This is a genomic window from Vibrio sp. STUT-A11 (assembly GCF_026000435.1).
Taxonomy (GTDB): domain Bacteria; phylum Pseudomonadota; class Gammaproteobacteria; order Enterobacterales; family Vibrionaceae; genus Vibrio.
The window spans coordinates 1371251-1384447 of sequence record NZ_AP026763.1; the positions used below are offsets into that span (position 1 = coordinate 1371251).

The window sequence follows — 13197 nt, forward strand, 5'->3', positions numbered from 1 at the left end:
GGGACATTTAGGGGAACTGCAAAAAATAACTTTAAAATGAGATCTGAATCACGTGTTGTGTCAATAAGTTCGCTCTATTTGTTATCTGAATACAGATAAATTTTTCTTTATCATAGGTAATTTGTTAGCTCAGATAAATTACCTAATACAATTTGTTGGCCTTGAGGATTAGACTTCTGCGTGTGTATATCGATGCTATAAGCATCTAGAACATACCGTATTAATGATGCATTTGTAGCGATGCTAAGAACGCCGTCACTCATGGCATAGTCTTTTTCAATTACCTTTTTCTGTTGCTCGTTCAAACGCGGGTCAGGCACAATATCAACATTCACTTTAGTGCTCCAAAGCTTGTCAGCGTGTTTGTCGTAAGTGGCTTGATCGCTAATATCCGGTATCCCATGAATACGGCTCAGCACAAAGTCGCGAAAGCCACCAGCATGTTCACAATAAGCGCGAACATGCCAGCGTAGTGGGGTACAAACTAAGTTATGGGGGGAAATTATGCGCCCCGAGCACTCACCATCTTTTAACGATGTGTAGCAAATGTCGACACGTTGTTTCTCTCGTATCGCCTGTACCAAAGGACGTAATACTTGTGGTGAAATGTTGCGTGTGACTGGGCGTACCATGGTTGTGTTTTCAAAGCCCATATTGAGATCAGCAAATGTTACGGTCATGTCTTCATTACGAGAAAGAATGTGCAGATACTCATCCGCATGACCACTTGTTAACTTGGGAACAAAGCTATCGCTCGGCTTGTAGCCTTTAAGCTGTTTGTCGTAAATCAGGTTGCCAGGTGCTATATCAACTAAGTAAGTATTGATGTCTTTGGAGGCTTGCTGCCGACCAATGCCAAAGCTCTGTATTAAGTGGTTGGTATTTAATCTTCCTTCCCACAAAGCAACAATTTCAATCATTCGGTATCGAAACAGTAGATCCCATCGAATTGGCCATTTAGTCATTTTAGATTCCTGTCTAGTTATTCGACATGTTTATGTATTCAGTATTTACCTGTCGCTAATGACGTCATACTATGGTCTGGTTAATAAAACATCAAGGTCTGCGGGGGTAATGTTGTATGAACGTGTCGATAGAAGAGTTTACTCATTTTGATTTTCAGCTCGTTCCCGATCCATCGCCGCTTGATCTTGTCATTACTGAATCACTCGAAAATTACACTAAACTTAATGGCGCTAAATCTGGTGCTTTGCTTCCATTACCGCTTCAGACCGGAATCGGGAAAACATACACGGCATTAAACTTTTTGCTCCAGCAGATGCTCGTTCAAGTGCAAAATGAATTACAGGAAGAAAAGAGCGGTAGTAGATCCAAGCGTTTACTCTATTACGTTACAGATTCAGTAGATAACGTCGTAAGTGCGAAAGCAGAATTGTTGAAGTTAATTGAGGAACAAACAGTCAAGGGTGAGCCTCGCTTCACTTTAGAACAACAAGAGTACCTTAAAGCGCAAATAGTACACCTGCCCAACCAGTCAGAGCAGCTATTGCAATGTTCTGATGCGGTATTGAATGAAGTGTTAACCGGATTTAACTTGAACGCAGAGCGTGATGTTCAAGCAGAGTGGAGTGCCATATCAGGTCTAAGACGCCATGCGAGTAATCCTGAAGTTAAAGTCTCTTTAAATAGGCAAGCTGGTTACTTCTACCGTAATTTAGTCGACCGCTTGCAAAAGAAACAAAAAGGGACCGATAGAGTATTGTTGAGCGGTTCGTTGCTAACATCCGTTGAAACACTATTACCGGGTGAAAAAATTCGTAATGGAAGTGCGCATGTTGTTTTCTTAACGACTAGCAAGTTTCTGAAAGGCTTCCACAATACTCGTTCGCGTTATAGCCCATTGCGCGATCTAAGTGGCGCTGTACTTATCATTGATGAAATTGACAAGCAGAATCAGGTCATCCTTTCTGAGTTGTGTAAGCAACAAGCGCAGGACTTAATTTGGGCGATCAGAACTTTAAGAGCAAACTTTCGAGACCATCAACTTGAGATCTCGCCTCGCTACGACAAAATTGAAGATCTATTTGAACCGTTCCGTGAGCGACTTGAAGAGTTTGGCACAAAGTGGAATCTAGCGTTCGCATTTAATACGGAAGGAGCTAACTTGAATGAGCGGCCTGTTCGGTTGTTTTCGGATAGAAGCTTCACGCATGTAAGTAGTGCCACTCATAAGCTGTCATTAAAATCAGATTTATTAAGACAGAAAAATCTCATATTCAGCGATGAGAAAGTAGAATGGTCTCTCATTGAAAAAAATGGCCTTTTAACCCGCTTTGTCAATGAAGCCGATGTTATATATCAGTGGTTCCTTGGCACAATGCGTAAAGCCGTGTTTCAGTACTGGGAGAACGTTCGTGGCCTAGAAATCGAAGTACGCGAAAATAGAAGTCTAGAAGGAACGTTTCAAGAAGCTGTTCAATCCCTGCTTACTCACTTCAACTTACAAGAATTTGAGTCTGCAGTTTACGAGTCTTTCGATACCCGGGGGTTACGGCAATCTGCAGGTGGTAAAGCGAACAAGTTAAGTTCTAGCAAGAGTTACCATCATACCGGACTAAAACTTGTAGAGGTGGCTCATAACCAGGGGACTCGCGATACCGTAAATTGTAAAGCGTCATTCCTAAATACTTCATCATCGGGTGTCTTAGCGGATATGGTTGATGCAGGTGCCGTCATTGTCGGGATAAGTGCAACAGCGAGAGCAGACACCGTAATACATAACTTTGATTTTAAATACTTGAATGAGCGTTTGGGTAAAAAGCTTCTATCTTTGTCGAGAGAGCAAAAACAGCAGGTAAATGATTATTACCATAATAGACGCAACTATAAAGATAACGGCGTGGTTTTAAAGGTAAAATATCTCAATAGCCGAGATGCGTTTCTTGATGCTTTATTGGAGGAATATAAGCCGGAAGCTCGGTCAAGTCATTTTATCCTAAATCATTATCTCGGTATTGCGGAATCAGAGCAGGCATTTGTTCGTAGTTGGTTGTCTAAGCTCTTAGCTAGCATTAAAGCGTTTATCTCAGCCCCTGATAATCGTTATATGTTGTCGTTGTTAAACCGCACCCTAGATACAACACGTCAGAACATTAACGATTTTATTCAGTTCTGCTGTGATAAATGGGCAAAAGAATTTAATGTTCAAACCAAGACATTTTTTGGTGTGAATGCTGATTGGATGAGGTTGGTTGGCTACGATGAAATTTCCAATCACCTAAACACTGAGCCAGGGAAAGTCGTTGTATTTAGTACATATGCTTCAATGGGAGCAGGTAAAAACCCTGATTACGCAGTTAATTTAGCGTTGGAAGGTGGAAGCTTAATATCCGTTGCCGATGTCACTTATAGCACCCAGCAGCGAAGCGATATAGACAGTATTTATCTTGAAAAACCTACTCAGCTACTCCTGTCAGATGATTACTCACACACTGCTAACCAGCTTTGTCAGTTCCACCAAATTTTATCTTTGCAAGAGAACGGCGAGTTGTCACCGAAAAGCGCTGAAAGCTGGTGTCGCCAGCAACTTATGGGCATGAGCAGAGAGCGCTCTTTACAACAATATTACCAAACAAGTGATTACCAAAGCGCAGTAAGGAAATACATTGAGCAAGCGGTAGGAAGAGCAGGGAGAACATCTCTGAAACGAAAACAAATTCTCTTGTTTGCTGATTCTGGGTTGAAAGAAATTCTGGCGGAAGAGAGCAGAGACCCAAGCTTGTTTTCTCACGAATATGTTGCTTTGGTTGATAAAGCGAAATCAGCTGATAAATCTATTGTTGAAGACCGAGTTGTTCGCCGTTTATTCAATCTTGCTCAAAGAAACAATAAAGACGGAATGTTATCAATCAAAGCCCTAGTTCGTCGTCTACATAACCAACCTGCATCTGATACTGATATTCAAGAGTGGCAAGACATTAGAACTCAGTTACTTCGCTATCCTACGATCGTCTCTCAACCTGAACGATTCAATCGATTGTACTTACAGTCTATGACCAAAGGGTATTACCGTTACCAGGGTAACTTAGATGGTGATCCGAATGCCTTCGAGTTCTTTGATAGAGTGCCTACTGGCGATATGGTTTCAGAGGAAGCGTGCAGCCTCGCTACGTTAGTACAGAACCAATATGTGAGGCCGTGGTTTGAACACAGAGGCTTTGCTTGTTCGTGGCAAAAAGAAGCTTATGTGATGACGCCGGTTATGTTTACCAATATTTATAAGGGAGCGTTGGGCGAGCAAGCAGTAGAGGCAGTGCTAACAGCATTCGATTTTACCTTTGAAGAAGTTCCAAATTCTATTTACGAGCGATTTGACAACAGAGTCATATTTGCAGGGATTGAGCAACCAATCTGGCTAGACAGCAAATACTGGAAGCATGAAGATAATGAAAGCAGCGAAGACTACAGTTTGAAAATTTCATTGGTAGAAGAAGAGTTTGGGCCTTCGAAGTTTATTTATGTGAATGCGTTAGGAGATGTTTCAAAACCGATTAGATATTTGGACTCGTGCTTCGTAGAAACCTCACCACAGTTAGCTAAAGTTATTGAAATTCCAGCACTAATTGATGGTGGCAATGCTGACACTAACCTAACAGCAGTACAGGAGTTGATAAAATGGTTACACAACAGCTAGAACCTTTCTCATATGGCCCTTTATCAACCTTAATTGAACAAATATCAATTGATACTGATTGGGTTGATAGAAGCTTTTCGATTTACTGTGTCAGTTATAAAGGCATAGACTACTCAGAACGACTTAAGCGTTTAGTTACATTAGCGTCTGAAATCTATAAATCCGAATGTGTTTATTGCTTAGTGAAAGGTACCAATAAGGAAGCGTGTTATTGGGTGATGTTACCAAAGAACGCAAAATTAGACCTCAAAGACACGTCTTTGGCCATTAAACCAAGTAGCGCTGCCGAGCTACCTACATGGCAATTGGCTCGTTTACTGATCAAAGCGATACCAAAAGTTTTGACTGGTACTACACCAGAGATAAAGCGCTTTGAAAGTGAAGGTTTGTATTATCTAGTCAAAAGCAAAAAGTTACCGAAAGGTCACTCTGGCTATGAATTAACGACCGTGGAAATCGACTTAGCGCCATGTGCAGCACTTGGATTCAAACAAACACTTTCAATGGGTACTAAAACATTTTCTCCCTTGTCTTGGTTTACGCTAGAGAACGGAGAAGTACAAAAAAAGGCAAGGTTTGTTACACGTTATCAACTTGACGATGTTGGGATGCTGGTCAGCAAATCCATAAAGGGCGATTACATCAAGAAGCCTCTTTACTCTAATGCGAAGAATCGAATTCAGGCTATTGATATCACGAAAGAGTCTTATAGCGGCTTTCAACTATCTAAAGTCGGTATTCTTGAACAGTTTATGCAAGACCTTAAGCAAGCTTATGGCGATTCAGTATCCGTGAAGTTGCAGCGGATTCCTGGAGAAAAACACAGATTTGTTTCAGATACTATTGTCAAAAATCATTATGTAGGGCTATTTGATGCACTGAAAGAGCATCGTTTGGTGATCTGTGATTTAACCGACAACAAAGATACTGACGCTGCATTGACGTTGCTTCATGGTATCGAACATCTAGATATAAACGCAGAAGTTGCTGAAGTTCCTATTCGTGGTGCATTGAATATCCTAATTGTTGGCAATAAAGACACCTATAAGTCTGCTGAAGAAGACCCGTATCAGGTTTATCGTAAAAAGTACCAAAACACAGTTTTCCAGTCGTGTTACCCAGAGCGCTTATGGAACCGTCAAGGCCAGCCAAACCGACACGTGGTGGAAGTGCTGTTAAAAGAACTGCTTATCAAGCTAGAAGTCCATACAAGAAAGCATTTGATTGAGTACCCAAGCGGGCCTGAAGGATGTATATATTACATGCCTCAGCGACCGAAAAGCGAGTCTTCAGAGGTCCGAGATGGGCCGTGGCCAGTGTATGCGTCTAAGTTAGTTGGTGGTGAATGGCAATATACACAAGCGACTCAAGAGGAACTTGAAGATATTGAACTCGATTTAGGTAATGATAAATGGCAAGTATTTCAAGGATTTAAACGTCCCCCTTTTATTTATTGGCCGGAGACGGGGGACTATGCCATTTTTATTGATACTGGTATTCAAATGCTGCCGGAATTTGAAGCTGTTGCAGAGCGGTTACGTGAACTTAAAGAAGGGCGATCACAAGATGTCCCGGTTGCATTGTTGACTCAGTTCATTGAAGAAAACCCAGAGAGTAAAGTTGTAACCAAATTGGGAGCGATATTGTCAGAGTGGGATGACACAGCCCCTCTAACGTTTGATGAGTTTTCGACAATCGCATACAAAAGCAGTGATGAAAAACAATTTTATGATTGGTTGCGTGAACAAGGATTCTTTTTTAAAACATCGATGAGAGGGCAAAGTGAGGGATTCTTTAATGCATCTTTAGGTTTCTTCTATAATCGAGAGCAGGGGATGTACTTTGCTGGTGGTAAAGGCAGTCCACAGAGCAAGATCGAAACTTTTAGTCATTTATACCTGATAAAACATTCGTTTGATGTACTACCTGAAGAGGTAGAGAACTTGTTTGACGTTTATCATTTAAGACATCGTCTACCAACCGTAACGCCTTATCCATTTAAGCATTTACGTGAGCATATTGAGATGCAGTGTTTTAAATCTTGATATGTAGACCAAACCACGGAGCTAGTAGCGAGCAGAAACGCATGTTTTATTCGCTACTAGAGCCAAAAGTCAATAAAATCCTGTCCACTTATCCCTATTATTATTGTTTGAACTTCAAGCAACTATCGCTTTGGGACGAAAATTATGGACTACTCAGTACATAACAAACTCATTTCATTTATTTGGTCAATTACCGACGACTGTCTTCGTAATATTTATGTTCGTGTTTAATACTGCGGCGTTATCTTACCTATGGTGGTGCTGCGCCGTCTGGATACGCTTTTAGAGCCATCAAAAGAAGCGGTATTGGAAGAGGTTCGATTCCAAAAAGAAGAGATGAATGAAACTGAGCTTGATGATGCCCCATTGTGCGCTGCATCAGGTAATGTGTTCTACAACACTTCCAAGTGGACTCTGCAAACGCTATTCAGTACGGCGACTAACAACCAACAGATTTTGCTGGCTAACTTCGAAGATTACATCAACGGTTTAAGTGACAACGTAAAAGAGATTGTTGAGTGTTTAACCTGAAAGCTCAAATCCGTCACATGGCGGGTAAAGACGTCCTGCTAAATGTGTTTGAGAAGTTCGTTTCGCCATACATCAACTTAACGCCAACAGTGAAAGAAGATCCTGAGGGCAACAAACTACCTGCACTTGGCAATCTTAGTAAGGGCTATATATTTGAGGAATTGATCCTTGAGTTCAATGAAGAGGCGGGTGAGCACTTTACCCTACGTGAAGTTATTGAGCTAATGACACACCTTGTTTTCGATCCAATCTAAGATAACTTGCCACTTTCAATCACAGTGTATGACCCTGCATGTGGTAGTGGCGGTATGCTTTATCGGAGTCATTAATGTTCAATTGGCCATGTATTCTGAAATTGGATGCTGATGATGAACTCTTTTTGGTATCCGACATATTCTGACGCAGCTAGCGGTAAAATTTTCATAAACGATATGAGCATGATTTATATCAAAAATATCTGATATAAATCTGGCTTAAATCAGCAATGTATAGCGACTTTGTGATAGTTTTCGCTACTTGACGCACGAGATGCAGTATACAAATGAGCACAAAATGAAAAAAAAGTCATCTCTGAATGAATCTCTGAATCTGGCTCTTGAGATCCTCAAGCGCATTCCAAAGTCCAGATACATCACGGTTAAAGAGCTGCAGAGCCAGTTGGCTGAGGTGGGCATTGAGCGCGATATCCGCACCTTACAGAGGATCATGGAAACCTTATCAGAGCAGTTTAACCTTGACCGCAACGACAAAAGCAAACCTTACGGCTATAAGCTGACCCAAGTCAACGCGGTACTCAGTCTGCCGACCCTGTCGGCCCAGGAGTCTCTGCTGTTTCATCTGGCGCGGGAATACCTGGCGGGCCTTTTGCCGAGCCGGATGTTTGCTGCCATGGACGGGTTCTTTCATGAGGCGGACTACCAGCTTAATCCGACCTCACCTAACCAAAAAGAGCGCAGCTGGCTGAAGAAGGTCAGAGTCGTGAGTGAAACCCAGCCTCTGCTCGCCCCGCATCTGGACGAGGAAGTGCTCAGGACCATCAGCCAGGGTCTGTACGAAGACCGGTGGCTGAGTCTGGAATACACCAACAGCAAAGACGAACCGAAAAAAGCGACCGTCATGCCACTTGGCATCGCGCAGCAGGGCAAGCGACTTTACCTGGTCTGTCGTTTTGAAGGTTACACGAATGAGCGAACTTTAGCCATCCACCGGGTGACCAGCGCGCACTTGTCCACCTTCACCTTTGACCGGCCGGAGGATTTTGACCTGGCAAAATACGATGCGGACGGAAGGTTTGGTTTTGGCGAAGGTCAACAGTGCCGACTACAGTTCTGCATCACCAAGTCTGAAGGTTACTTTCTGCGCGAAACACCACTGTCACCGGACCAGCAAGTCGTTGAGCGTGATGATTCGCTGCATATCAGCGCGAGTGTGATTGATTCGCTCTACCTGAAAAAGTGGCTCAACAGCTTCGGCGACAATATTTGGGATATCGAGATCCAGCCGATGGCATCGGTCTCCTGATACTTAATAACAAACTAACAACCTGTTTAAGGGAACAATAATGGAAATTACGTTAGAGCTACTATTTTGGACATTGGTTGGCTGTGCTGGCTTGATCGTGCTACTGCAAGCTATCTCCATCAACAAAAAGCATCAGATGCAGCAATGGGCACTCGATGAAGCTAAGCGGGTCAATGCCCGGTTTGATCAGCACAGTACGCAAATGGACAGGCAGGCTGGTGAGCTCGGCCAACAACTCAGCGATAAAACGGACCAGTTGCTCAGAGTGATGAAAATCGCTGCGGGCGACATCATCCAGCACGTTACTGCTGAAGTTAACCAGCAGGGCGCACAAGTGGTCGCGCGCCTGTCTGCGGCGGAGAAAGAAGTGGTGAGCGAGCTGACTCAGCTCTCTTCACAGCTTGCCGCGACCGAGGCTGAGCTAAAAGGTGCAGCGCTGGCGCTGGAGCAAAAGTTGCTGGAGCAGCACACCAGCACCGGGGCCAGCTTGTCTGCGATGCAAAGCAAACAAGAGAGAACCGATGGCCTGATCGCGCAGCAGGCTGCAGAGCAGCAACGGCAGATCGAGGCTCTGCATGCATTGAGCCAGGAGCAGCATCAGGAAAGCCGTCACCTGCACTCTGAGTTGGCACGCACCCAGGCGGAAAGTGCTAGGTCACTGGCGAAAAAGCAGAGCGAAGAGTTAATCCACGTGCAGAAGCTGGTGGGCCAGTCCCACAGCAGCCTGAAAGCCTTGCTGCAAACGCTTCAGCAGTTGGACGAGAAGCGCGATTTTGCGGCCAAGCAGGCCGGTATTGCCCAGCTTGAACATTTAACCACCCAGATCCAGCAGTTACGCGCCGATAACCTGGTGAGCCTGACCAATGAACTGGCCAGGCATCAGGAGCTGACGATTGACACGGACGATTTCGTCAAGCGGCTAGGCGACTGCAAAGTGACCCAGATCGAGGACAAGCACTCCGGCCAGGTGACGCAGATTTACTATGAAAACGGCAAAAAGCGCAGCAGTGATACCTTTGCCGGTACCCAGCTCAAATACCAGATGACGTTTAATGAGGACGGAAAACCGGCACGGGGCTGTGAATTCGACCAGGCCGGAAACCTGGTGTTCGAATACCTGTATGACGATGCCGGCGAAATCAGCAAGCGTATCGAGACGGTCTATGACCCGAAAGGCAACGAAAAACAAAAACTAGAAACAGCGTATTAATTATTGGGGACAACACATGTACTTATCTGAACTGAATATTGGCGAGAAGAAGAACTTCCTGGAACTGGCGAAATACGCCATGGGGTTGAACGGTGAGCAGAAGACCGAAGAGCAGACGATTTTTCAGTCGTTTGTGCAGGAATGTGGTCTGACGGAGCATACCCTGACCAAGCAGGACAACATTGAGTCCGTGATCAAAGTGCTGGCAAAATCAAAAGGGAAAAGCAAACGCATCATACTGGTTGAACTGTTCGGGATCCTGTTGGCCGACGGTGAGGTGTGCATCGAGGAAGAGGCGTTTATGGACAAGCTCAGCGATGCACTGGCGATCGACAGCTTTGAAGTGAAGAAAATGCAGCGTTGGGTGAACGCCATGAACGATATGGTGGCGGAAGGCTATGCCATGATTGATAAGGAATAATGTATGGGCTTTGTTAGCAGATTAGGAAGTTGGTGTTCAAGCGCATATAGTGCGGCAAAAAATTTCACATCGAAAGCTACAGGTGCTGTAAAGCAGACGTGCTCTAAGGTATGGAGCGCCTTTACGGGTAAGCACTATGCCGATGAAGCGGAATCAATCATTGCCGAAACGGAAAAACGGTTTACCGATGCCAAGCAGATTTACGAGCAAGAGGTCAGGCAGATATCCGCCAGTATCGAGACTAAGATCAGCCGGATCAACCGCCAGAAGCAGGACATTTACGCGATTCACTTCGAGCGTTTTATCAAGGTATCAAAGCGGATGCACAACGTTACGGTAAAGGGTCAGCCTTTTGAAGAGCTGTTCGATGACCGCATCCTGGAGATCAAACCGCAACGTGGTGTCAGGGCGAAATCAGAGATCATGTTGATTGATTTTAATCAGATGGGCCTGTTGGATACACTGGGTATGGTGCTGACCTTGGGCTTCTTTTCGCGTAAGAAAGCCAAAGAGTCGCTCGAGCGTGCCAAGCAGGAGCGCGCGCGCGTGACTGAAGAGATCACCAAGCTGGAGGCACAGCAGAAGCAGCTTAAGGTGATCGAAGAGTCAATCGATAACGTGGTGGTGTATTTCGATGAACTGGTGGCCAACTACAGCAAGTTATTGGACCGGTTCGAATACGGAATCCAGACCCAGCGCATGCATCAGATGGCCGAAAACAGTGATGTGTTTGCCCACAAACTCGATTTTAAGCGTTTGCCGATTGTTCACCTGGAAGAGTTTCGTGCCCTGTTTAACTTGTCGATTGTCCTGAAACAGATGGCAAACCTGGGTTACTTGTCAGAATCGGGTGAGTTCATTGCCGCCGACAGCGAGAAAGCCAAAGCGGTGTACGAGATGTCTCAGTCACACTCTTTGTGCGCATGAGGAGGTAATGATGGCAAGCAAGCAAGATTTTGAAATCAAGTCATTGTCCAGTACCGAGCTAGTTGAGCGGCTTGAGGGCTGCTCGCCACTGCAGGCCAGCAAAGTGCTGCTGGATGTCGAACTGCACGATCAGCGAGACAGCCTGGAAGTGTTACAGACCATTGAGGAGCAAATGGCCGACAGTCAAGCGGGCATCGGCGAGTCACTGGTTAAGCCGATCCTGCTGAACGTGTGTGACGGGCTGGTCAGCCACCCGAAACTCAAGTTGTCAAAAAAGGGGCTTACAGCCTCCCGGTTGGTGAATGAGTTACAGAGTTTCAGTTATGATGCGTCGGCGAGTATGGTGGCCGATCATCGGCTCGATAAACAACGTCTGGACGAGCATACGCGAAAGCAGCGAGACGACAAGGGGCCATACAAAGGTAAGCGCAAGATAGTCGAAGATACCGATAAGCTCGATGACTACCTAGACAGTCGTATCAAAAACAACCGGCGCATCGAAAGTGAGCTTGAAGTCAATGAGCAGGGGCAGAAACGCTATTTATACCGGAGAAGCGATGCGATCAACCAGGCGAAAAAAGAGCAGGGGGTCAACTATTCCAAAAGTGAGATTAACGTTGATCACCAGGTTCCGCTGAAACATGCTTTTGAGGAGTATGGCCAGAGTAAAGCAATTTCGCTCGATGATCTGAAAACGGCGCTCAACCAGGACGCGAACTTTAAGAATATCTCCGGAAAGCTCAACACTTCAAAAGGAGAGAAATCCTGGAGTGAATACCAGCAGTGGGTCGAGAACAAGCGAGGCCGGCTTGAACGTAAGCAAAGAGCGGGGACCCTATCCAAGTCGGAACAGCAGGAGTTAAACGACCTGCCGACGAAAAAAACGCTGGATAATGCCCTGGAGGCCGAAAAAACATCAAAGGAGGCGATCGAAAGTGATCTGAACAAAGTGGTGGCTAACAAGCTAAAAACAGATCGTAACATGGGCAAAAAACTGGCGAAGGAAGCCTACGGCCAGGCGAAAGATGAGTTGGAAGAAAAGGGTATTGGTGAGCTCATCATCCTCATCATTAAACCCATTTTCTTTGAGCTGCGAGACACTTTCCAATATGGCGTACTCCATGGACTAGAGACCGATTCCAAGCTAGATGCGATAGGATTACGGTTCAAGAGAGCGTATCGTTACATCATGGCGAACCTGAAACATGTCGGGTTTGATGTTATCAAGGACGCACTGAAAAACTTCGTCAAGTACCTGATCAATGCGGTTATTAATCTGTTTGTTGGAATGTTAAAACGGGCGCTGAAGATCATTTCTGAAGGATTTAATGCCATAATCCAGGCGATCAAGATTCTGTTCAGTGACAGCACTCCGGCGCAGAAAGCCGATGCGATTACAAAGTTGCTTGCTACGACCGTGGTCACCTATGTGAGTTTCACCTTTGAGCAGGTGATATCACCCTATGTCGACATGATCCCTGTGGTGGGTGAGCATCTCAAAGAGGCTACCGGCATCATGGTGTCCGGGATTGGTTCAACCCTGGTGGTTTGGCTGCTTGATCAGGCCGATATTTTTTCAACCAAGGCCGAGCTGCGTACCAAGCGGGTTAAAGAAGTTTTTGAGATGAGAATTCAGCAAATCAAAGACAACACGGATGCGTTTGAACAGGCGTCGATAGCCAAACTGGCCCGGGATAAACTGCAGTTTCGCTCGCTGACTGAACATCTATCAAGAGCCATTGATGGTGACAGTAACGTCAACTCTGACGTTGAAGCGATAGCCGATTTCATGAAAGTCGATCTTAAAATCAGATCCAGCGATGATTTTATGGCCCTGCTGGAAAACAATAATACGCTGGAAATCGCATAACCCACTACGCCTCTGAAT

8 protein-coding genes and 1 pseudogene are annotated in these 13197 nt (G+C 45.0%); 8 read left to right on the forward strand and 1 reads right to left on the reverse strand.

Annotation, left to right across the window (positions count from 1 at the left end):
* Positions 1-110: 110 nt before the first annotated feature.
* A complete protein-coding gene (locus tag OO774_RS06615) occupies positions 111-965 on the reverse strand; it encodes a WYL domain-containing protein (protein ID WP_264905695.1) in 855 nt (284 codons plus the stop codon).
* Positions 966-1081: 116 nt separating this feature from the next.
* Between OO774_RS06615 and OO774_RS06620 the strand changes: the two genes are divergently transcribed.
* The 8 genes and pseudogenes from OO774_RS06620 (at position 1082) to OO774_RS06655 (ending at position 13179) form a co-directional block, all read left to right on the forward strand.
* A complete protein-coding gene (locus OO774_RS06620) occupies positions 1082-4654 on the forward strand; it encodes a hypothetical protein (RefSeq protein ID WP_264905696.1) in 3573 nt (1190 codons plus the stop codon).
* Complete coding sequence (locus tag OO774_RS06625; protein WP_264905698.1) at positions 4636-6699, forward strand: hypothetical protein; 2064 nt, start codon at positions 4636-4638, stop codon at positions 6697-6699. Before OO774_RS06620 ends, OO774_RS06625 begins: the two co-directional genes overlap by 19 nt.
* A 144-nt stretch (positions 6700-6843) precedes the next feature.
* A pseudogene (locus tag OO774_RS06630) lies at positions 6844-7544 on the forward strand (type I restriction-modification system subunit M N-terminal domain-containing protein); the annotation flags it as partial.
* 238 nt (positions 7545-7782) lie between these two features.
* Positions 7783-8751, forward strand: coding sequence for a WYL domain-containing protein (locus tag OO774_RS06635; RefSeq protein ID WP_264905700.1), 969 nt, complete (start codon positions 7783-7785; stop codon positions 8749-8751).
* Positions 8752-8791: 40 nt separating this feature from the next.
* Positions 8792-9961, forward strand: a complete 1170-nt coding sequence (locus tag OO774_RS06640; protein ID WP_264905702.1) for a chemotaxis protein — start codon at positions 8792-8794, stop codon at positions 9959-9961.
* Positions 9962-9977: 16 nt separating this feature from the next.
* Positions 9978-10382, forward strand: coding sequence for a TerB family tellurite resistance protein (locus OO774_RS06645; protein ID WP_023584734.1), 405 nt, complete (start codon positions 9978-9980; stop codon positions 10380-10382).
* Between the two features lie 3 nt (positions 10383-10385).
* Positions 10386-11309, forward strand: a complete 924-nt coding sequence (locus OO774_RS06650) for a hypothetical protein (protein WP_023584735.1) — start codon at positions 10386-10388, stop codon at positions 11307-11309.
* Between the two features lie 7 nt (positions 11310-11316).
* Positions 11317-13179 (forward strand): DNA repair protein, encoded by a 1863-nt coding sequence (locus tag OO774_RS06655; RefSeq protein ID WP_264905704.1) that lies wholly within the window; start codon positions 11317-11319, stop codon positions 13177-13179.
* Positions 13180-13197: the final 18 nt, after the last annotated feature.